The organism is Nonomuraea sp. NPDC049129, from assembly GCF_040648495.1.
Taxonomy (GTDB): Bacteria; Actinomycetota; Actinomycetes; order Streptosporangiales; family Streptosporangiaceae; genus Nonomuraea.
In genome coordinates this window covers 49273-70183 of the sequence record NZ_JBEZDU010000031.1, presented here as the reverse complement: position 1 = coordinate 70183, position 20911 = coordinate 49273, and the positions used below count along the sequence as shown (strand labels likewise).

The following is a 20911-nucleotide window of genomic DNA, read 5'->3' as shown; positions in this document are numbered from 1 at the left end:
CATGTGAGAAGTACTCATGACTGTCTGTAGTCCGCGTTGTCGGGACCTCGGGACCTCGGGACCTCGGGACGTCGGGGCGGACAACCGGAGGATCGGCCCTCAGGACGGATCCGCGACGAGGATCCGGATCGCCGAACCCCGCAGCGGCGCCGTGACGTCGGCCAGGTCGAACCCGCCGGCCGCGAGCAGGGCGTGGAACTCGGCCCGGTCGCGTTCCCAGCCGCCGGTGTAGACGAGCATGGCGATGTCGCTCATGACGACGCCGGCCGCCTCCGGGGTGCCGAACCTGGCCGGCAGCACCGGTTCCAGCACCAGCAGGCGCCCGCCCGTCGCGATCGAGGCGCGGCAGTTACGCAGCAGCGCGGTGCACCGCTGGTCGTCCCAATCGTGCAGGACGCCTTTCAGCAGCATGAGGTCGCCTTCGGGCACGGACTCGAAGAAATCGCCCACCTGCCTGGTGCACCGATCCGACAGCCCCGCTCGCCCGAACGTTTCAGTGGCGGCCGCCCCGCCGTCGGCGGTGTCGTACAGGATGCCCTGGGCGCCGGGCGTGGCCGCCACTACCGCGGCGAGCAGCGCGCCGTTTCCGCCCCCGATGTCGACCACGGTGCGGACGCCGGTGAAGTCGTACGCCTGGGCGACCTCTGACGCGACGCGCTCGGTGCCCTCGCGCATGGCCGTGTTGAAGATCTCCGACAGGTCCGGATGGCCGGCGAGGTAGTCGAAGAGCGGCTGGTCGTGCACGTGGTCGAAGGCGGTCGCACCCGTTCGTACGCTGTGGGTCAACGCCCCCCATGCCTGCCAGGTCGCGGGGTCGCCGAGCAGCAGCACGCTGGAGCGCATCGACCATGGGTGGTCGGCACGCAGCGGCTGACCCAGCTCGGCCAGCGCGAGGTGTCCCGGCGCCACCTCATCGACCACGCCCAGGACCACCAGCGCCCGCGACAGCCGCTCCAGCGCCCGCGGGTCGGCCCCGATGGCGTGCGCCAGTTTCTCGACCGGCAGCGCACCGGCGGCAAGGGCCTCCGGAATGCCCAGGCGGACGGCCGCGTACAGGATCTGCGAGCCGGCGTAGCCGAACGCCATGCGGGACAGCTCCGCGTACCCCTTGATCATGGGCTCTTCTCCAACAGCAGCGGCAGGTGGCGTACACCGTGCAGGAACAGGTCCGGCGTCCACTCCAGCTCGGCCGGATCGACGGCCGGGGCCAGGCCGGGGAAGCGGCGCACCAGCGCGCCGATGGCGGCCCGGGCCTGCAGCCGGGCCAGCGCGGCGCCGAGGCAGAAGTGGATTCCGTGGCCGAAGCCCAGGTGCCGATTCGGGGTGCGGCCGATGTCGAAGACGTCCGGCCGGTCGAACACCGCCGGGTCGCGGTTGGCGGCCAGCAGCACCGGCACGACGATGTCACCCTGGGGGATCACCGATGACCCGATGTCCACGTCGGCCAGCGCGAACAGTGGCCGCGAGTGCCCGACCGGGCCGTTGAACCGCAGCACCTCCTCCACCGCGGAGTCGATCAGCTGTGGCCGGGCGCGGAGGCGTTCGAGCTGGTCAGGATGGCGCAGGAGTTCCAGCACTCCGTTGCCGATGAGGTTGACCGTCGTCTCGTCCCCGGCCAGCAGCAACTGGAACACGCTGGACACCAGCTCGGCGTGCGTGATCTCCGTTGACCGGACGAGCTGGGACAGCAGGTCCTCGCCCGGGTGGGCCCGGCGCTCGTCGAGCTGCTCGTTGACGTAGGCGACGAACGCGACTCCGGTGCGGCGTATCAGTGCCGCGTCCCGGCTGCGCAGCATGTCGTCGCTCCACCCGCGCAGCCGGCCCCGGTCGCCGATCGGGAAGCCGACCAGGTCCGCGACGATCAGGATCGGCAGCGGCAGGGCCAGAAGCTCGATCAGGTCGGCTCCGTCTCCGGCGGCCGCCAGGTCGTCGACCAGCTCGCCGACGACCTGGTCGATGCGCCGCTCCAGCGCCGCCACCGTCCGGGGGCCGAACGCGGGCGCCATCAGCCGCCGCAGCCGGGTGTGGTCGGGCGGGTCGAGGTTGAACATGTTCCGCCGCACCATCGCCAGCGGGTCGTTTTCCCACCGGCGGTGAAAGGCGGCCAGCTCGCCGGGCAGCCGGTCGAGTTGGCGTCCTATGTCCGGGTGGTGGAGCGCGCGCTGCACGTCGGCGTACCGGGTCAGGTACCAGGACACGCGACCGTTCGCCGGGGCGTGGCGGTAGACCGGCTCCTGCTCCCGCATGCGGTGGAAGAGCGGGTGCGGGTCCCGGCGGTGCCGCGAGGTGGTCGGGTCGAACGCCCGCTCAAGCTCGGTCGCGCTCATCGCCCCTTGGCCTTGTGCACGTCCAGGGCGAAGAACCTGGCGGCGGTCTGTCCCAGATCCGCCATGCTGAGGAACCCGCGCCGCGCCAGCTCGACCTCCGCGGTCGTTCCCGGGCCGTTCCAGTGGCGGGAGAAGATCCGTCCGCAGATCGCCGGCGCCGGGATGACCACCCTTCCGAGGCTCTGTTCCGCGATCTCGTCGGCACGGGCCACGATGTCGGACCACTCGGGCCAGCGGCTCGATTCCCGGATCCGGTCCAAGACGATCGGCCGCCAATCCTCCGACTGCCAGACCGGCCACACCCGCACCATGACCAACCGGAGTTGCTCGGCGACGGGCAAGGTGGCCCGCTCCGTCTCGGACAGCCACGGCGCGAGGACGTGCGGCAGGTCGGCGCGGCCATCGACGCCGAGCCTGGCGCGCGTGTACGCCTCCAGCTCCAGGCCCCGCGCGGCGGCGAAGTCCGTCAGGAGGCCGGTCAGGACCTCCTCGTGCAGCTTCGGGTAGTCCTGGCCGAACAGCCGCGCCGCGTCCAGGACATCGAGATCGGACATCCACCTGCCCGGCGCGTACTCCCGCATCGACCGCCAGGCCAGCGCCTCATAGTGGGTGATCCCCGTCAGGGCCAGCTCGGCCGCCCACGTGCTGGGCGTTTCGGTTTGGTGCCCGCCGACGGCTCCCAGTGCAGCCATCGCGTCCAGCCGCTTCAGGTCCCACTCACCCGTCCCGATCTTCCGCTCCAGCGTGCTCAGCGCGTCACCGGCGTCCGGGCCCAGGGCCTCTCCCAGCTCGCGCCAGGTCCGGTGGACGAAGGGCCTGGACCGCGCCGCTTCGACGATCCGCTCGGCGGTCGCCGCCGGAACCAGGCCGCTCTTGGCGCCCTCCTGGCAGCCGTAGCGGATGTTGACCATGGCCACCGTGTCAGTGGGGTATCCCCGCTCCGCGGGCCCGTGCAGGACCGCCACCTCGTCATCCCCGTCGACCTCGCCGCTCTCGTACATGCGGAAGACGGACCCGACGCCCCGCATGCCGTACGGGCTCAGCTCCGCGGCCCGCAGCGCCCCCATGCTGGCCGCCCCGATGACGTTCACGCCTTCGTTGAGCAGCCAGAGGATCTCCTTGTGGCCCACGGACAGCCGTTCCCGGTAATACCCGTCGATGATGACGGCGGTGTCGTCCCGGCTCCACTCCTCCCTGAGGAGATCGCCCCGGGCCACGGGCGGCCGCGCCTGTGCCTCGGGAAGCACGGCGCGGACCTCGTCGTGCGAGATCGTCGGCCCGGCGTAGACGACCGTCTTCTGGCGGCTCACTAGAACACCTCCGGGGTGACGCGGCTGCCCGGTGCCACCACTCTGACCACCGGGACGCCGATCTCGTCCCTCGTCAGATCGATGACGAGCGGGGCGGCGGAGAACGCGGCCGCGGCCCGCCCGACCACGTCCGCCAGGTCATCGACCAGGCTCTGGTGAGCCGTCAGCTTCGGGATCGCTTCGCCGGTGTCCGCCGCAGGTGCGGCCCGGTGCCGCGCGCCGTCGTGGACGCCCGGATGGAGGTCGTCTCTCGCGCCCGAGATGTAGCCGAGCCTGGCCTGCGCGGCCTCGGTGACGGCCCGGGTGAGCGCTATCTCCGAGCCGAGGTGGCAGCCGAATCCCATGAACGCCGGTGGATAGTCGTCGCAGGAGATCCGGGCGAGGAAGCACGGCAACCCGGTGGGCGACGGCAGGGACCTGACCTCGAGACCGACCCGGGCCCGCGTGAGCAGCCCGCACAGCTCGTCGACGACCGGCGACCCCAGCGTCCCCGGATCGACGAGGACGCCCTTGTCGCCGCCGGTCATCGCCGTGGTCACGGCGTCCCGCTCGATCACCTCGTAGAGCGCGTGCAGAACGGCCTCGACCAGCGTGTTCCCGCTCGCCAGGCCATTCGTCGACTCGAAGAACACCGGCGGGTTCCAGCCGGGCTTCCGCAGGAGGGAGAATCCCACCGATTCCCTGGGAACCAGCCGCTCCGAGCCGTCGACCAGCGACCGGCCGGCGACCCAGTCCAACGGCAGCCCGTCATGCAACACGGTCGGCGGGGAGAGCGGGAGATCGCGGACGTCGTAGCCCAGCTGCCCGCTGACGTCTCGCGGAGGCGCGGTCGTCACCGGCGTCATGGGCTGTTCGGCATGCCAGAGCTCGACGGCCTCCATCATCGCGGACAGCTTCGCCAACTCGGGCGTGATCCCTTTCCCCTGAGACACGGCGAGCGTCCGGGAAGTCGGTCTGATCGCCTGAAAAGTCGGGATGCCGATGGTGTCCAGCTTGGTGATGTCCGCGACCCTGGTGATCCCGACCATCCGGGCCGCCCGGCCGGCCATCTCCAGCGTGGCCGTCGGGTCGTGAGCTCTGTCCGTGCCCGGCAGCCGGACCTTGGACCGGTCGGACCGCGAGAGAAGCCGCGAGAGAGAGGAGCTGTCTGTCCGCATCGTCCCCTGCCCTTGACGAGATCAGATGTTGCGGGCGCGCTTGATCAGCGCGCGGCCGCCCACGGTGTAGCTGATGGCCGCCAGGACGGCCAGCACCAGGAGGTCCTGCCACGCGTCGGCGAAACCGAAGAACGCGGCGTTGCGCATACCGTCGATCGCGTACGTCAGCGGGTTGATCATCGCCACCCACTGCAGCACGGTGGGCATGCTGTCGATCGGGTAGAGCGACGGGGCGCTGAACACGAGAACGGGGATCGACACGTTCGACAGCAGCATGAAGACCTGGTAGTCGGTGATCAAGATGGCCGTCGCCAGATAAAGCCCGTTGAAGGCCAGGGCGGCCAGCGTGAGCGTCGACAGCAGGCCGACCCAGGCTTGCAGGTCGAACGGCAACGCGAAGATGAGCACCGCCACGCCCAGCGCCAGCAGCGCCTGACCCAGCACCAGCGACACGCCCGCGATCACCTTGCCGAGCAGGAACCGCGACCGGCGCAACGGGTAGGACCACAGCTGCGTCGCCGCGCCGCTCATCTCCTCCTGGAACACCGCCATGCCGGACGTTCCCGCCGCGCTGACGACCGACATCGCCAGCGTCATGGGCAGCAGGAAGATCGTGAACGGTACGTCGACGCCCTTGTAGTGGACGACCCTGAGGAGGTTGCCCAGCGAGGTGTTCACGAGCAGCAGGTAGATCAGCATCGGGGCCAGGCCGAGGATGAGATACACCCGGTTGCGGGCGAGCAGCGCGTACTCGCGGTAGAGCACCGCGGACAGGTCGGCCGCCTTCGGAGTCCCGGTCGGAGGAGTGTTGTCGAATGCCAGCTTGGCGGCCACATCTGCCCCTTTTGTCGACTTCAGTCCTCGGTATCCGTCATCCTGAGGAAGACCTGCTCCAGCGAGTCCGTGACGGTCGAGACGCCGGAGATCGCGACTCCGTGGTCCAGGCAGTGCCGCGACAGTTCCGGCAGCACCTCCCGCGCTCGCGCACCGTGGATGCGTACGTCCGACTCCTCGGTCGTGGCCCTGAGCCCGGCCAGCTCCGCCCAGGCCGCCACCACCAGGCCGGCCGCGGGGTCATCGAGGGTCACCAGCAAGTGGGTGCTGCCGAACTCCTCGACGAGTTCGCGCGGTTTGGCGAAGCGCAGCACCCGTCCGTGGTTGATGACCATCACCCGCTGGCTGTTGCGTTCCAGCTCGTCGATGTGGTGGCTGGTCCACAGCACGGTCACGCCGTGCTCCTCGCGCAGCCAGGTCACGAAACGCTCGATGTGCCGCCGCCCCACCACGTCCAGTCCCGCGGACGGCTCGTCGAGGATCAGCAGCCGCGGAATGGTGAGCAGCGCCCGTACCAGCTGCAACCGTTGCCGCTGACCGCCCGACAGCTGGAAGCAGAAGCGCGGCAGAGCCTCCGTCAAGCTGAGGAACTCCGCCAGCTCGAGCGCCCACGGCCGCACGGCACGCCACTTCAGGCCGCGGAAGCGGGCGGCGATCCGCAGGTTGTCGAGCGCCGGCAGCATCATGTCGAACGGGCCTGACTGGTGCATCGCCCCGATGCCGCTCTTGGCGGCGACCGGCTGGCGCACCGGATCGGCGTCGAAGACGCGGACCTGGCCGGAGGTAGGGGTGGTGACCCCGCAGATCATTTTGATCAGGGTCGTCTTCCCGGCGCCGTTGGGTCCCAGGAGCCCGATCGTCTCTCCCCGCGCGATCTCGAACGAGACATCGTCCACCGCCGGTCTCTCGCTGCGCCGATAGCGTTTGGTCAGCCCCGCGGCCGTCACCACATCGCTCGACACGGCACCACCCTTCACTTGCCACTTCACCAAACGTGCAGGTTGTCGGCTGCTGGAGATGTGTTGCAGGTTGAGTATGGACCGGCGATCAGCGGGTGACACAACCCCACAAACGTGGGCTATCCGGGACGTTATGCCGAACGACAGAGGGCACGTTGTGTGATCTCGCCACGTGTGATCATCATCGGCACATGGACCCGGTTCACTCGCGCATTCCGTACACCCTGCGCATGCCGGCCGGAAGTCCCGGCGTGACCTGGCAGCTCCCGGAGGAGACCGACCCGGCGGCCGCCCTGCCGTGCGTGGTCCTCGTGGACCGTGCGGGGATCAACGAGTTCGCCGTGCTCCAGCGCGGGCTGCGCACGTTCGGCGTGCCGAGCGTGCGGATCGACGCCGGGTCGATCGGCGACCTGCGGATCCTCACCCGGCTCGACGACGGCTCGCTGACGGTGAACGGGCGCCGCATCATCCCCACCGTCACCTGGGTACGGCACTTCTCACCGCGAGCCGTGCGAGGCGAGAACGGCTCGGCGGCGTCCCTGTTCCGGGCCGACTCGTGGGCCGCCCTCATCGACCAGCTGTCGTCGCTGTCAGCCGCCCGGCTGCCCGGTGGCAGTGATCTGGGGCGGCTGGTTCAGCTGGACGACGCGGCGGAGGCAGGGGTCCGTACCCCGCGAACGATCGCCACGACCGACCTGGGGGCGGCGAGCGCGGCGCTGGCCAGCGACCGGGTCATCGTCAAGGCCCTCGACCAGCATTTCGTCGAGACCGAACCGGGCACCCTGCACGGGGTCTTCCCGGAGATCGTGGCCGGTGTCGCGGCCAGGAAGCTGCCCGCGCGGGACGCGCCCATGATCGTCCAGGAGTACGTCGACCACTGGGCGGAGCTGCGCGTCTACTTCGTGGACGGCGAGATCCGGGCCTTCCGCGTCGGCAAACCGTCGCCGGAGGCGATCTGGCGCGACGAGGCGTCGGTCACGGTCTCTCCGGCGGCGGCGCCGGAGCCCGTGGTGGAGGCGGTGCACCGGCTCGCCGGGATCTGGGGCCTGCGCTACGGCGCCTTCGACTTCCTGCTGACCAGGCAAGGGCCGGTGTTCCTCGAGGTCAATCGCGACGGCGATTGGCGGTGGTTCGAAGCGAAGGCCGGTGTCGACGACGTCTCCATCGCCACGCTGTCCACGGTGCGTACGCTCCACCGTCAGGTGGCCAGGGCGGGTTCGGCGACGATCGATCTGGCCGGATTCCTGGCGCTGGGCACCGACCGGATCAAGCGGGCCAAAGCCGTGACCGCGCGCTTGGACGCGCGCGTGCTCGGCGCGCTCGAGGTGCGGGTGGACGGCACGATCGTGCACGTCAGCGCCAGAAAGGCGCGGCTGCTGGCCGCCATCCTGCTCTCCCGCCCGAACCAGGTGGTTCCGACCGACCAGCTGATCGATTCCTTGTGGGGAGAGCGACCACCTCCCACGGCACGCAAGAACCTGCAGGTCTACGTCTCGGCGTTGCGGCGGAGCTTCGGGGATCGGATCTCCTACCAGGGCTGGGGATACCGGCTGGACGCCGGGCCGGACGAACTCGACCTCCTCAGGTTCCGGCGGCTGGCCGGCGCCGGCCGCGACATGCGGCGCAGGGGCGACGCCGATGCCGCGTTGACCGTGCTCGATGACGCCCTGCGCCTGTGGGGCGGTCAGCCGCTCGCGGAGTTCTCGGGTGTCGCCTTGGTCGATGAGGCGGTCGGCAGATTCACCGACCTGTACCTCACGGTCAACGAGGACTGGGCGGAACTCGCGATCGAGCGGGGCGGCCACGTCGAGGTGCTGAACCGGCTCGACGACCTGGTGCCCTTCTTTCCCGCGCGCGAGCGGCTCGTGGCGGCCAGGATGACCGCTCTCGCCGGTTGCGGCCGTGCGCCGGAGGCGCTCTCGCAGTTCGAGACCGTACGCCGGCATCTCGTGGCCGAGCTCGGCATCGACCCCAGCCCCGTACTCAGGAATCTCTACGAGGAGATTTTCCAAGGGCAGCTGGCCAGGGCCGATCCTTAACCGGTCGCATGGTCCGGCCATACCGCTGATTAAGCAGACGCTTCTAGCTTGCACACAGAGGTGCTTTCACCAGAGGCGCCTCTGGCCAAGGCGATCCGAATCGGGACTTGCTATGGATCTTGTTTTCGACGATCTGATCAACGATCGCGACACGCGGCTGATCGTCCTGCTGGCCAGGGGATACACGACGACAAGAATCGCCCGCGAGCTGAAACTCAGCAGGTATACGGTGGCGGAGCGGATCAGCAAGCTCCTCGACCGATTCGCCTGCAGCAACCGGAGCCAGCTCGTGGCGTACTCCTATGCCCACAAGCTCCTGGACGTCGGCATCTGGCCACCGGGCGCCTCCGAGCCCCTTCCTTGAGGACCCCGGTGGCCCGCCGGTTAGGGGAGCCGTGTCAGAACATGCCGTGTGGGACCTGCGCCGGTTCGGGGACCGGCTGGACCACGTCCCAGTGCTCGGCGATCAGGCCGTCCTCGATCCTCCAGAAGTCCGCGACCGCCAGCCCGCGCCCGCCTTCCCGAGGGATCAGGTGATAGTGCATCACTACGAGATCGCCTTCCGCGACGACCCGCTTGAGCTCCAGCCGGGAGGTGGCCAGCGGGGAGTCCCTGATGAAGTCGATGAAGGCGCGCCTGCCTGACGGGTTGCCCGGGCTGTGCTCGATGAAGTCCTCGCTCAGGAGCGTCTGGAGCACCTCGATGTTGCCCGCGGCGAACTCCGCGAAGCCGGCCATGATCAGTTCTTTGCTGCTCGTCATGGGAGAACGCTGACAGCGGCCGCGGGGTGGTGTCGATTACCTGGGATGTAGTTTCCCCGGTGCTCAGGCGAAGGAGCAACTCTGGTTGACTAAGTGGAAATTGGTCAACTACGGTTTCCCGCCTGGTCACCCTCCAGGACGCTCGCATGCAGGGCATCTTCGGCCGCCTGCCGAACGCCTGCGTGGAGAACGCGGTGAACACCTACTTCGGCGACGGCACTCTGCCCGCCGCCGACATCACCTGCCACGCGCCGCGGCCGCCGGGGTGGACCGAGATCAGCGCCGTCTGCACCGCCCCCGAGGCACGCGGGCGAGGCCATGCCGCCCGCCTGGTCAGTGCGCTCGTCGCGCGGATCGTGGCTCGTGACGAACGGCCCTTCATCCACGTGGCCGAGGCGAACACCGGCGCGATCGCCCTCTACGAGCGGCTCGGCTTCGAGACCCGCAAGCCCGTGACCTTCCGGGGGTTCCGCACGCCGTGACGGCTTCCGTCACTGAGCCGGGGCGCTACCGGACCTTGATCCGCAGAGCCCCCGCCGTTGGCCGCAGGCCGGTGGTGAGCATGGCGGTCTTGCGTTGCTCGATGGAGAGCCGCACGCCCTTGGGGTCCGGCCGTACGGCGCCCGCGAACGAGTCCCTGCGCCAGTCGGAGAGCTTCTCCTCCTTGACCACGTCTCCGGTGTGCGGCGCGTGCACCATGTATCCGGGTCTCGAGATCATCCCCACGTGCCCGAGCCCGTGGAAGAAGACCAGGTCACCTGGCTTGAGGTGGTCCCAGGAGATCTTCTTGGAGAACGCGGAGTACTGCTCCGTCGTGGTGCGCGGCAACTCGATCCCGGCGTGCTCGTACGCCCTGAGCATGAGCCCGGAGCAGTCGTAGCCGCTGTCGCTGGTCCCGCCCCAGACGTACGGGATACCGCGCTTCTTCATGGCGAACTTGAGGGCGACCTTCCAGGCCGGAGTGGTCTGGCTCGTCTGCTGGACGGGCTTGCTCTCAGTGCTGGCAGGGGTGGTGGGGCCGGTAGGGGTGGTGGGCTCGGCGTGAGCCGGAGCGGCCAGAGTGAGCCCGGCGACGGCAGCCGCCAGGCAGATGGCGAGGGGAGCCACTGCTGTGTCCTTCCATACGGCCTACCGGGTTAGCTGACGGGCTCGGGCCTGGAAGTGGCCCTACGGCGATGCCGATTCGCCCCAGAGGGAACTTGGGTCCCCGGCTCCACGCAGGTGAGTGGATTAGGCGGGACGAACACTAACAAAACGGTCAAAGACTTGTAAACTGCCTAAAATCGGGCGTCAACCAGGCGGGCATGACATGACAGGTAATCGACACCACCCCGGCGGGCCAGGTAGAACCGGCCGGTATGAACATGGATCAGCCGATAGGGGAGTTGCTGCGGGACTGGCGGCACCGACGCGGGCTCACGCAGCTCGACCTGGCCCTCCAGACCGACGTGTCCGCGCGCCACGTCAGCTTCGTCGAGACCGGGCGGACGATCCCCAGCCGGTCCATGGTGCTGCGCCTGTCCGAACAGCTCGAGGTGCCGCTGCGCGCGCGCAACCGGCTGCTGCTCGCGGCCGGGTACGCGCCCATCTACCCCGAGCGCCCGCTTGACGACCCCGATCTGGGCAAGGCGCACGAGGCGCTCCAGCGGATCCTGCGCGGGCACGAGCCGTATCCGGCGATGGCCCTGGACCACCGGTGGAACCTGCTGCTGGCCAACGACGCCATGAACGTCTTCCTCGACGACGTGGCCCCGGCCCTCCTGGAGCCGCCGGTGAACATGATGCGGCTTGGCCTGCACCCGGACGGGTTCGCGCCGCGGGTGCGGAACCTGGCGCAGGTCCGCGGCTTCCTGCTGCCCCGGCTCGCCAGGCAGGTCGCCCGTGCGGGGGATCCGGAGCTGAGCGCGCTCTACGAGGAACTGCTGGCCTATGGAGACGATGGCGAGGCGCCGCTGCCCGACCCCGCCGACATCGCGCTGCCCGTACGGATCACGCATCGGGGGGACGAGCTCTGCTTCTTCAGTACGATCACGACGTTCGGCGCGGCATTCGACATCACGCTCGAAGGGGTTGCCGTCGAGGCGTACTTCCCCGCCGACGACGAGACCACCCGGCTGGTCGGGAACCGTTGACGCCGCCGCCGGGTGGCGTCAGTACGCGGCGGTGAACCTGACCCGGTGGTGCCCGGGCCGTTCCGCCTCGTCCAGCAGTACGACCGCGAGGTCCTCCATGGAGATCGCCGAGTTCCCCTCGGCGTCCAAGAGCAGCTCGTCGGCGCCCAGCCGGTAGACGCCGGTACGCTCGCCCGGCGCCAGCACCGCGGCCGGACTCAGGTACGCCCAGTCCACGCCGGTCTCCGCGCGGCAGGCTTCGAGCTGGGCGTTGCAGGCCAGCGCGATGTCGCGGTAGGCGTCGGACATGAAGCGCGGGTCGTCGAGCACGGTACGCCCGCCGGACCCGGGAACGGTCAGCCCGGCCGCCCCGCCGACGAGCAGCAGCCGGACGCCGGTCCCCGCGAGCCCCGCCAGCAGCGCCTTGGCGGTCGTGACGAGATCGTGCTCGCGGCCGGTGGGCGGGCGGGTCGCGCTGATCACGAGGTCCTGACCGGTGCCGAGCCTGGTCACGTCCTCGACATGGGCGGCGTCGCCGACCTGGGGATGGGCGCCGGGGTGCAGTGACGGGAAGCGGGCCGGGTCGCGTACGACGGCGGTGACCTCGTGGCCACGGGACAGCGCCTCGGCGACCACACGAGCGCCGACGCTGCCCGCCGCTCCGAACACGGTGATGCGCATGATTTCTCCTTGATCGGCAGTGAGGGATGAGAGGGATGAGAGGGTGCGGATCGGACGGTCAGGGCGTGGGGATCAGCCGGTCACGAGCGGGCGCGTCCGCCTGACCCGGCGGCTTCTGCTCTGGGCCGCGACGAGGGCGGCTGGTCTGGGCCGCGATGAGGGCCGCCACGACGACGAGCCCGCCCACGATCTGGGCAATGGTGAGCGACTGGCCGAGGGCGAGCCACCCCAGCGCGGTGGCGACCAACGGGCTGAGCAGGCCGAGGAAGGTGACGTGGGTGGGGGACAGGGCGCGGATCCCCCGGAACCACAGCGAGTAGGCGACGGCCGAGCCGATGACGGCGAGGTAGGCGTACCCGGTCAGGTTCGCCGGGGTCAGTGCGACGGGCGGCGGTCCTTCGACGAGGAGGGCCACTGGGAGCAGCAGCAGGCCGCCGGCCACCAGCTGCCAGCCGGTGGTCGCGAGTAGGGGCGCCGGTGAGGTCCACCGCTTGCTGAGGACGACTCCGGTGGCCATGACGATCGCGCCCCCGGCCGCAGCGGCGATGCCGACGGCGTCCAACCGGGCGTCGGCCCGCAGCACCAGGAGGCTGACACCGGCCACACCCGCCACGGCGGCGATCGCCGTACGCGCGGACAGGCGCTCGCCGAGCAGGCCGGAGGACAGGCCGGCGACCAGAAGGGGCTGCACCGCGCCGATGGTCGCGGCCACCCCGCCGGGCAGCCGGTACGCGCCGATGAACAGCAGCGCGAAGAACAACCCGATGTTGAGCGCGCCGAGCGCGAACGCGCGCCACCACCACACCCCTTGCGGCAGGCGCCGGGTGAGCAGGAGGAGCAGCAGCCCGGCGGGCAGGGCCCGGACGACCGCGGCCAGGAGCGGGCGGCCGGGCGGCAGCAGTTCGGTGGTGACGAGGTAGGTGGTCCCCCAGATGGCCGGGGCCAGCGCGGTCACCATGATCAGGGCAGGTCGATTTCTTAGCACTAAGACAATGTATCTCACCGCTAAGACATCCGATAGGGTGGGATGGTGACTGATCATGTTGACCGGGTGCTGGAGCAGTGGGCCGAGCAGCGGCCTGACCTGGACGTGTCGCCAATGGCGATCATCGGGCGGCTGTCACGGCTGTCGCGGCTGATCGGCACGGAGCTGACCCGTACGTTCAGCGCTCACGGGCTCGACTCGGCGTCGTTCGACGTGCTCGCCACGCTGCGGCGCAATGGGCGGTCGTTGACCCCGGCCGAGCTCATGAAGTCGGCCATGGTCACCTCGGGGGCGATCACCCAGCGCCTCGACCGCCTCCAGTCCCGGGGCCTGGTGTCCCGTACGCCCAGCGAGAAGGACGGCCGAGTCGTGTATGTCGCCCTCACCGAGGAGGGCCGGGAGCTGATCGACCGGGTGCTGCCCGATCACGTCGAGACCGAGCGCCGCCTGCTCGCCGCGCTCTCCGAGCCCCGGCGCGCCGCCCTCGCCGGCGAGCTCAAGGAGCTCCTGGAGTCACTGGGCGACAGCCTGGACTGAACGGCGTACACCGCCTGCCGGGGGATCGCTCGGACGGGCGGGGTGAGAGTGCCCAGAAGGGTGGGACGAGGGGCTCGGACGGGCGGGAGGAGAGTGCTCAGACGGGTGGGACGAGGGTGAAGTATCGGTCGAGCACGGCCCGGTCGCCGTGCACGTCGAGCCGCTCGTACGGGATGCGGTGCCACAGGAACAGCATGAGGTCCGACGCGGTCCCGACCACCTCCACGTCACAGCCGCCCGATTCCACAAGACTCACGTCGGCGCCTTCTATGAGACTCGCGTCGGCCTCTTCTACGAGGCTCGTGTCGGCCCCGTCGAAACGGATCGTCCACCGCCCCGGCCCGTCGCTCTGCCGGAAGCCGTACGTCTCTCCCACTCCGGGCGGCGCCGCCGTCAAGGCCCGCCGGGCCGGGGCCATCACCTCGAACGTCTGCCCCACCGCGTCGGCCGCCAGCTCCGCGTCCATCGGCCCGGCGATCCCCGCCACCATTTCGGCGTCCCAGCGGTGGATGGCCGCCTCGATCGTCTGCATCCGCAACCAGAAGCCGACGCTCTGCTCACCCGACCACGTCCACACCGGCACACCCGGATCCGTGGTGGCGAACGCGGCCTCCAGCTTGGCGGCGCCCTCCGCGAACCAGTCGAGCAGCCCGGCCGGCAGCGGCCCGGTCGCCGGTGCGTTCGCCGGATCCGGCCAGCCCACCGGATCGGCCGGCAGATCGAGGAAGGACAGGCCCGCGGGATCCGGCTTCTCGGTGAGACGGTCGCCGATGACCCACACCAGGTAGCGGTGCACACCGCCCAGATGCATGACCAGATCGGGCACGCCCCAGCCCGGACAGGACGGCACCAGACCGGAGTCAGCGGCCCGGCACGCCGCCTCGAACGCGCGGATCTCCCGGCCGAAGTGAGAAAGATGATCCATCCCTTCACTCTGCCCGCCCCACCCGCTCCCCGCCAGCGGCAAGGATCTGACGCGGCGCCCACGGACCCCTGCCGGACATCGCCCCCCGGAGGGGGCGTCCCTCCGTAAGGGCCTCTGCCGGGACGGGCTGTCCGCGATGGGGGTGTCCCTCCCCGGGGGCCTCTGCCACGACGGGCTGTCTTCGTCCACTCCCGCGACGGAGGGTGTCCCTCCCGGGGACCTCTGCCACGACGAGCCGCCTTCTTCCGCTCCTCCGGATGGGGTGTCCGCCCGGTATGTGGTGGCCGCGCACGGCGTGCGCGACCTGCTGCTGGTGTCCCCCGAGGGGGCCCAGCCACGACGGGCCGTTCGTCTTCCCCTCCGGACGGGGTATCCCTCCCGAGGGATCCCAGCCACGACGGGCCGATTCCTCTTCTTCCCCGGAGGGGGTATCTGTCCAAAAGGACCCCAGCCACAACAGACCGTCACACGGATCAAGAGGGTCGTGAGACGAACCCCCCGGGAAACCTACGGGGGGCCACCCCATTAGCGTGGTTGGAATGAGATTCGGCGGGACGCTGGCCGTGCTTCTGTCCGCCTGGTTCATGGCCCAGTTCGACTTCTTCGTGGTCAACGTCGCCGCGCCGTCCTTCGAACGCGAGCTGCACGCGAGCCCCGCCGCCCTGGAGCTCATCGTGGGCGGCTACGCCTTCACCTACGCGGCGGGCATGATCACCGGCGGGCGGCTCGGAGACCGGTACGGCTACCGGCGGATGTTCATCGGCGGCGTGGTCGCGTTCACGATCGCGTCGCTGCTGTGCGGCATCGCGCTGAACCCGGCCCAGCTCGTCGCCGCCCGCCTGCTGCAGGGGCTGGCCGGTGCGGCGATGGTGCCGCAGGTGCTCGCCATGATCTCCGCGGTCTTCCCGCCGCACGAGCGCCGCCGCGCCGTGGGCTGGTACGGCGCGGCCGGTGGTCTCGGCTCGATCGCCGGCCAGGTGCTGGGCGGGCTGCTGCTGTCGGCCGATCTGTTCGGGCTCGGCTGGCGGGTCATCTTCCTGATCAACCTGCCCGTCGGCCTGGTCGTGGTGCCGCTGGCCGCCTGGTTGCTGCCCAGGGTCGAGCCGGCCCGGCGCGCGCGGCTGGACCTGCTCGGCGCGGCGGGACTGGCCGCCGGGTTGGCGCTGGTCCTGGTGCCGCTCGGTCTCGGCAACGGCGCGGGCTGGCCCGCCTGGACGTGGATCTGCATCGGTGCGAGCCTGCCCCTCCTGGGCCTGACGCTGCGCTGGCAGTACGTGCTGGGCAGGCGCGGCGGTCAGCCGGTGCTGGACCTGGCGCTGCTCAAGGTGCATTCCTACCTGGCGGGTGTCGGCGCGATCACCGCGTTCATGGCCTACTTCGCCTCGTTCATGTTCACGCTGACGCTGCTGCTCCAGGGCGGGCTGCGGCTCACCGCGTTCCAGGCCGGGCTGGCGTTCGCGCCGATGGGCGTGCTGTTCACGATCAGCTCGCTGCTGGGGACCCGCCTGGTCGGGAGGTACGGCCTGATCGTCGTCATGATCGGCGGAATCGTGACCGCGTCGGGCCTGGCGCTGCTGCTGGGCACGGTGGGGGCCGGGCTGCCGTGGATCATGGCCGCGCTGGTGCTCGTGGGGCTCGGTAACGGCCTGGTGATCCCGCAGCTCATCGGGGCGGCGCTGGTAGAGGTCGCGCCGCACCAGGCGGGCATCGGCTCGGGCTTCCTCAGTACGGCCCAGCAGTTCGGCGGTTCGGGCGGGGTCGCGGTGATCGGGGCGGTCTTCTTCGCGGCCGCGAAGGGCGGCGACCACACCGGTGCCATGCGCTGGTCGGCCACCATAGATCTGGCACTCATCCTGGCCGTGGTCGCGGTGGTGGCCTACAACAGGCGCCGGGCTATTCGGCGGGCGGCGCCGGCAGCGACGTCCCGTACAGCCGGGACACCCGGAGCCTGATCACCAGCCGCCGGTCCGCGACCGCCTGACCCAGGAACGCGGCCGCGCCGACCGGGTCTTCGAGGCCCGCCGGCCGTCCCGACCGCATGGCCAGCAGCTCCCGTCCCACCTCGTCGCCCGGCTCGACGCTCACCGGCGACAGCTCGGCCAGGCCCTCGGCCACGGCGTACGACCAGAAGTCGTCGCTGGCCACGTACAGGGCGGCGCGCGGGTCCTTGTGCAGTTGGCGTACTTTGAGCCGGCCGTCGGCCGTCGCGACGCGCACCACCCGCTGGTCGGAGTCCCAGTCGTACACGACGGTCGACAGGTGCGGGCGGCCGTTGGCGCCCAGCGTCGCCAGCGCGCCGAAGCGCTGCCGGCTGAGCAGGTGGGACAGGTCCTCGTCCGGCAGGCTGCTGGGGCCGGGCTCGTAGGCGGCCTGATCCTCGGCCAATTCATTCTCCTTTGCCCTATTGCTGAAGGCCCCTATTGCCGAAACCCTACCCAAGCCCTGGTCAAGGAGCGAAGCGGCCGTACTGCTATATGCCGAAATATCTGTCACGGTAGGTTGCTGTTATGAATCTTGCGATCACCAGCGGATATGTCGTGCCGGTCGATGGTGACCCGATCGAGGGCGGCACCGTGCTGATCCAGGACGGGAAGATCACCGCGGTCGGCCGCGAGGTCGAGATACCGCCGGGGACCCCTGTCGTCGACGCGGCCGGTGGCTGGGTGCTGCCGGGCTTCGTCGAGGCTCACGGCCACCTGGGCGTGCACGAGGAGGCCGAGGGCTGGGCCGGCCAGGACACCAACGAGAAGACCGACCCCAACGGCGCCCGCCTGCGCGCCCTCGACGCCATCAACCCGGCCGACCTGGGCTTCGCCGACGCGCTCTCGGGCGGCGTCACCACCGCCGTGATCAAGCCGGGGTCGGCCAACCCGATCGGCGGCCAGACGGTGGCGGTCAAGTGCTGGGGCCGGACCGTCGACGAGATGCTGGTCCGGGAGCCGGTGAGCGTGAAGAGCGCCCTCGGCGAGAACCCCAAGCGCGTCTACGGCGACCAGAACCGGCTGCCCGCCACCCGCCAGGGCGTGGCGGCGGTGATCCGCGACGCGTTCATGAAGGCGCAGGACTACCGGGCCAGGCGGGCCGCGGCCGACGACGAGGGCAAGCCGTTCGAGCGCGACGCCACGCAGGAGATCCTCGTACGGGTCCTCGACGGCGAGCTGCCCTGGTGCCAGCACACGCACCGGGCCGACGACATCGCGACCGCGCTGCGGCTGGCGGACGAGTTCGGCTACCGGGTGGTGATCAACCACGGCACGGAGGGGCACCTGATCGCCGACGTACTGGCCGAGCGCGGCATTCCGGTCATCATCGGGCCGCTCTTCACCAGCCGTTCCAAGGTCGAGCTCCGGCACCGCTCGCTGCGCAATCCGGGCATCCTCGCGCGCGCCGGGGTCGAGCTGGCGATCACCACCGACCATCCGGTCGTGCCGATCCACTTCCTGGTCCACCAGGCGACGCTGGCGGTCAAGGAGGGGCTGGACCGGGACGTGGCGCTGCGGTCCATCACCGTCAACCCGGCCCGCATCATGGGCCTCGACGACCGGGTGGGTGCCCTGCGTCCGGGGCTCGACGGCGACGTGGTGATCTGGTCCGGCGACCCGCTGGACATCATGAGCCGGGCGCTGCGGGTCTTCGTCGACGGCCGCGAGGTGTACTCGTACGCGGACGGGGTCGCCGATCCCTACTACCGGGAAGCCGCACGGTGATCAAGCTCGGCAAGTAATCGTCAAGCGTCTGTCGACGGGCCCGATCCATAGTGGGAGCCCGTCCGAAAAGAGGTATGGCGATGACAGTACGGACCCGACCTTCCTCGCTCCCGCAGCGGCCCAGCAAGGCGCTGCTGATCTGCCTGGTGATCTCGAGCGCCCTGGCGGTGATCGTGCTGGTCGCCATGCTGCTGGACGGCGGCCCGATCGGGTTCGGCCTGTCGATGCTGCTGGCGCTGGCGCCCCTGCCGCTGCTGCTCGCGGCTGTGCTCTCGCTCGACCGGCTGGAGCCCGAGCCGGGGCTGCACCTGGGCTTCGCGTTCGCGTGGGGCGCGGGCGTGGCGATCGTGCTGGGCATCGTGCTGACCCTCGCCGGCCAGGCGATGTTCGCCAGGGCCGGCTATGGCGAGCAGGCCGTCGACGAGCTGGGGACGGCCTACCTGGCCCCGGTGATAGAGGAGGCGCTCAAGGGCTCGGCGCTGCTGCTGCTCCTGGTCAGAAGGCGGGAGATCGACGGGCTCACCGACGGCATCGTCTACGGCTCGATGGCCGGCCTGGGCTTCGCGACCGTCGAGAACGTGGGCTATTACGTGAACGCGTTCACCGAGGACGGTGCGGGCGGGACCGTACAGTTGTTCGTGATCAGAGGGCTGATCGACCCGCTCGGCCACCCCGTCTACACCGCGATGACCGGGCTCGGTGTCGCGTACGCGCTCACCCGCCGCGGCCCCGCGCGGTTCGCGGCCATCCCACTCGGCTACCTCGGCGCGGTCCTTCTGCACGGGCTCTGGAACGGCGCCGCCTTGCTCAAGTCGCTCGGCTGGCTGGGCGCGGCCTATCTGGTGATCATGGGAGCGCTCATCGGGCTCGTCCTGGTGACCGTACGCGAGCGCAGGCAGCTGGTGGCCAAGATAGGCACCTACCTGCCCGCGTACCAGCCCACCGGGCTCTTCACCCCACCGGACATCAAGATGCTGAGCACGCTGTCCGCCCGCCGGTCCGCGCGCAAGTGGGCCAAGGGCGCAGGGCTCGGTCGGGCGATGGGCGACTACCAGCAGGCGGCGACCGAGCTGACCATGCTGCACCTGCGCGCCGAACGCGAAGGCGTGGACCCGGCCGGGTTCGCCGCCGAGCGCGACGTGCTGCTCGACGCCTTGAGCCAGGCCCGGCGCTGGTAGCCACTGTCCTCCAAGGGGGCGTGGCTCAGTGGCGGGTGACGAGTGCGGCCACTGCCGTGACCGCCGTCAGCGCGATGCACGCCGCCACCGCGACCACCACCCCCTGCTGCGCCCCGAGCCCGCCGATGACCCCAGCCACCCCGGCCGCCCCCAGTGAGCTGCCCACGTACCGGGCGGTGTTGTTGGCGCCCGACCCCATGCCGACCCGATGCGACGGCACGCTCTCGATCGCCAGATGGGTGATCGAGGAGTTGATCACCCCGGCCCCGGCCCCGCTCACCGCCAGCCCGCCGACCACGAGCGCGGGCACGAACTCCCCGCCCAGGCCCAGCAGTCCGGCGAAGCCCAGCGCCGTCAGCGCCAGCCCGAGCGCCAGCCGCGCGGCCGTGGGCAGCCGCAGGTACCGCGACAGCAGCGAGGCCACGAACGACAGCCCGGACCACAGGACGAACAGCAGCGCGGTCCCGAGCGGTGTCATGCCGTGCGCCGTCTGCAGCACGGTCGGCAGGTAGGTGAGCAGCCCGACCACCGCCGCGCCGACCACCAGCGCCCCACCCGTCGCCACCAGGAACACCGGCCGCCGGAACAGCTCCAGGTCGATCAGCGGCTCCGCCCGCCGCCGCTCGGCCAGCACGAAGGCCGTCACCAGCAGGGCCGCCACCGCGAACGCCACCAGCACCACCGGCCGCGACCAGCCGAGACGGCCCTCGGTCACGCCCGCGAGCAGCGCGGCGACGCCCAGACTGAGCAGCACCACACCGGGCACGTCGAACCGCCTGGGCGTGGGGGAGCGCGACTCCTCCAGCGTGCGCGCCGACACCACGGCCAGGGCCAGCGCGCACGCCGCCATCAGCCAGTACGCCGCCCGCCAGCCGGCCACCTCGGCCAGCACCCCGGACAAAAGCGGCCCCACCATGGTGCCCAGCCCGATCATCGCGCCATAGCGGCCGGTGGCCCGCACCCGCTCCGTCCCCGAGGGGAAGGCGTGGCCCACGATGCCGAGGCTCGCCGCCAGCATCGCCGCGCTCGCGCCGCCCTGCACCAGCCGGGCCGCCACGAACACCACCACCGCCGTGCTCACCGCGGCCACCACACTGGCGACCGCGAGCACGGCCGTGCCCGCCACCAGCACCCGCTTGCGGCCGTAGTCGTCGGCCAGCCCACCGGAGACCAGCAGCAGCGCCGCCAGGCCGAGCGAGATCGAGCCCAGGATCCACACCGGTCCGGTCGGGCCCGCGCCGAGCTCGTGCGCGGTCAGGGGCAGCGTGACCGTCGGCACCGTGAAGTTCGTCAGCACGAGCAGGGGCGCCGACGAGGCCACGGCGAGCGTTCGCCGGAGGGGCGCGATCACCGGCCTTGGTTCAGTGATTGAACTCATGCCGGGCAAGCTACCATAGTTC

General features: G+C 70.6%; 21 protein-coding genes and 1 riboswitch. Of the genes, 8 read left to right on the top strand and 13 right to left on the bottom strand.

Annotated elements, in window-relative coordinates; translation table 11 throughout:
• Nucleotides 1–99: 99 nt before the first annotated feature.
• The 6 genes from AB0B64_RS52040 to AB0B64_RS52015 are packed head-to-tail and all read right to left on the bottom strand — an operon-like array spanning nucleotide 100 to nucleotide 6590.
• Nucleotides 100–1116 (bottom strand): methyltransferase, encoded by a 1017-nt coding sequence (locus AB0B64_RS52040; RefSeq protein ID WP_358198547.1) that lies wholly within the window; start codon nucleotides 1114–1116, stop codon nucleotides 100–102.
• Complete coding sequence (locus tag AB0B64_RS52035; RefSeq protein ID WP_358198534.1) at nucleotides 1113–2327, bottom strand: cytochrome P450; 1215 nt, start codon at nucleotides 2325–2327, stop codon at nucleotides 1113–1115. Before AB0B64_RS52035 ends, AB0B64_RS52040 begins: the two co-directional genes overlap by 4 nt.
• On the bottom strand, nucleotides 2324–3637 hold the full coding sequence (locus tag AB0B64_RS52030; RefSeq protein ID WP_358198519.1) for a TfuA-like protein: 1314 nt from the start codon (nucleotides 3635–3637) through the stop codon (nucleotides 2324–2326). The genes AB0B64_RS52035 and AB0B64_RS52030 overlap by 4 nt, the downstream gene beginning before the upstream one ends.
• On the bottom strand, nucleotides 3637–4794 hold the full coding sequence (locus AB0B64_RS52025) for a YcaO-like family protein (RefSeq protein ID WP_358198510.1): 1158 nt from the start codon (nucleotides 4792–4794) through the stop codon (nucleotides 3637–3639). Before AB0B64_RS52025 ends, AB0B64_RS52030 begins: the two co-directional genes overlap by 1 nt.
• Nucleotides 4795–4815: 21 nt before the next feature.
• A complete protein-coding gene (locus AB0B64_RS52020; RefSeq protein WP_357648416.1) occupies nucleotides 4816–5628 on the bottom strand; it encodes an ABC transporter permease in 813 nt (270 codons plus the stop codon).
• Between the two features lie 20 nt (nucleotides 5629–5648).
• Complete coding sequence (locus AB0B64_RS52015) at nucleotides 5649–6590, bottom strand: ABC transporter ATP-binding protein (RefSeq protein ID WP_357940195.1); 942 nt, start codon at nucleotides 6588–6590, stop codon at nucleotides 5649–5651.
• Nucleotides 6591–6778: 188 nt separating this feature from the next.
• On the opposite strand from AB0B64_RS52015, the gene AB0B64_RS52010 reads away from it, so the two are divergent.
• Complete coding sequence (locus tag AB0B64_RS52010) at nucleotides 6779–8626, top strand: BTAD domain-containing putative transcriptional regulator (protein ID WP_357940197.1); 1848 nt, start codon at nucleotides 6779–6781, stop codon at nucleotides 8624–8626.
• 112 nt (nucleotides 8627–8738) lie between these two features.
• Nucleotides 8739–8990: a LuxR C-terminal-related transcriptional regulator gene (locus AB0B64_RS52005; RefSeq protein ID WP_357940199.1), complete on the top strand. Its 252-nt coding sequence runs from the start codon at nucleotides 8739–8741 to the stop codon at nucleotides 8988–8990.
• Nucleotides 8991–9024: 34 nt separating this feature from the next.
• Here AB0B64_RS52005 and AB0B64_RS52000 read toward each other — a convergent pair whose 3' ends face one another.
• Nucleotides 9025–9387 (bottom strand): nuclear transport factor 2 family protein, encoded by a 363-nt coding sequence (locus AB0B64_RS52000; protein ID WP_357940201.1) that lies wholly within the window; start codon nucleotides 9385–9387, stop codon nucleotides 9025–9027.
• Between the two features lie 122 nt (nucleotides 9388–9509).
• On the opposite strand from AB0B64_RS52000, the gene AB0B64_RS51995 reads away from it, so the two are divergent.
• On the top strand, nucleotides 9510–9869 hold the full coding sequence (locus AB0B64_RS51995) for a GNAT family N-acetyltransferase (protein WP_357941464.1): 360 nt from the start codon (nucleotides 9510–9512) through the stop codon (nucleotides 9867–9869).
• 25 nt (nucleotides 9870–9894) lie between these two features.
• Here AB0B64_RS51995 and AB0B64_RS51990 read toward each other — a convergent pair whose 3' ends face one another.
• Nucleotides 9895–10494: a C40 family peptidase gene (locus tag AB0B64_RS51990; protein ID WP_357940203.1), complete on the bottom strand. Its 600-nt coding sequence runs from the start codon at nucleotides 10492–10494 to the stop codon at nucleotides 9895–9897.
• A 3-nt stretch (nucleotides 10495–10497) separates the two neighbouring features.
• Nucleotides 10498–10634, bottom strand: a riboswitch (cyclic di-AMP (ydaO/yuaA leader).
• A gap of 111 nt (nucleotides 10635–10745) precedes the next feature.
• On the opposite strand from AB0B64_RS51990, the gene AB0B64_RS51985 reads away from it, so the two are divergent.
• A complete protein-coding gene (locus AB0B64_RS51985; RefSeq protein ID WP_357940205.1) occupies nucleotides 10746–11519 on the top strand; it encodes a helix-turn-helix transcriptional regulator in 774 nt (257 codons plus the stop codon).
• 18 nt (nucleotides 11520–11537) lie between these two features.
• Here the strand turns inward: AB0B64_RS51985 and AB0B64_RS51980 are convergent, their stop codons facing one another.
• Nucleotides 11538–12179, bottom strand: a complete 642-nt coding sequence (locus AB0B64_RS51980) for an NAD(P)H-binding protein (RefSeq protein ID WP_357940207.1) — start codon at nucleotides 12177–12179, stop codon at nucleotides 11538–11540.
• Nucleotides 12180–12237: 58 nt separating this feature from the next.
• A complete protein-coding gene (locus AB0B64_RS51975; RefSeq protein WP_357940209.1) occupies nucleotides 12238–13164 on the bottom strand; it encodes an EamA family transporter in 927 nt (308 codons plus the stop codon).
• Between the two features lie 42 nt (nucleotides 13165–13206).
• Here AB0B64_RS51975 and AB0B64_RS51970 point away from each other — a divergent pair, with 42 nt between their 5' ends.
• The gene (locus AB0B64_RS51970; protein WP_357940211.1) at nucleotides 13207–13701 is read left to right on the top strand and encodes a MarR family transcriptional regulator; all 495 of its coding nucleotides are present in this window, start codon (nucleotides 13207–13209) and stop codon (nucleotides 13699–13701) included.
• 97 nt (nucleotides 13702–13798) lie between these two features.
• Here the strand turns inward: AB0B64_RS51970 and AB0B64_RS51965 are convergent, their stop codons facing one another.
• Complete coding sequence (locus AB0B64_RS51965; RefSeq protein ID WP_358198448.1) at nucleotides 13799–14626, bottom strand: maleylpyruvate isomerase family mycothiol-dependent enzyme; 828 nt, start codon at nucleotides 14624–14626, stop codon at nucleotides 13799–13801.
• 539 nt (nucleotides 14627–15165) lie between these two features.
• Here AB0B64_RS51965 and AB0B64_RS51960 point away from each other — a divergent pair.
• Entirely contained in the window at nucleotides 15166–16578 is a 1413-nt protein-coding gene (locus AB0B64_RS51960; RefSeq protein ID WP_358198440.1) for an MFS transporter, read from the top strand.
• On the opposite strand, the gene AB0B64_RS51955 is transcribed toward AB0B64_RS51960, so the two are convergent.
• The gene (locus tag AB0B64_RS51955) at nucleotides 16520–17011 is read right to left on the bottom strand and encodes a TIGR03618 family F420-dependent PPOX class oxidoreductase (RefSeq protein ID WP_357940217.1); all 492 of its coding nucleotides are present in this window, start codon (nucleotides 17009–17011) and stop codon (nucleotides 16520–16522) included. The two genes, AB0B64_RS51960 and AB0B64_RS51955, sit on opposite strands and share 59 nt — an antisense overlap.
• Nucleotides 17012–17133: 122 nt before the next feature.
• Here AB0B64_RS51955 and AB0B64_RS51950 point away from each other — a divergent pair, with 122 nt between their 5' ends.
• Both AB0B64_RS51950 and AB0B64_RS51945 read left to right on the top strand, forming a co-directional pair.
• Nucleotides 17134–18333 (top strand): amidohydrolase, encoded by a 1200-nt coding sequence (locus tag AB0B64_RS51950; protein ID WP_357940219.1) that lies wholly within the window; start codon nucleotides 17134–17136, stop codon nucleotides 18331–18333.
• 80 nt (nucleotides 18334–18413) lie between these two features.
• A complete protein-coding gene (locus AB0B64_RS51945) occupies nucleotides 18414–19511 on the top strand; it encodes a PrsW family intramembrane metalloprotease (protein ID WP_357940221.1) in 1098 nt (365 codons plus the stop codon).
• A 25-nt stretch (nucleotides 19512–19536) separates the two neighbouring features.
• On the opposite strand, the gene AB0B64_RS51940 is transcribed toward AB0B64_RS51945, so the two are convergent.
• Nucleotides 19537–20889, bottom strand: a complete 1353-nt coding sequence (locus tag AB0B64_RS51940; protein ID WP_358198409.1) for an MFS transporter — start codon at nucleotides 20887–20889, stop codon at nucleotides 19537–19539.
• Nucleotides 20890–20911: the final 22 nt, after the last annotated feature.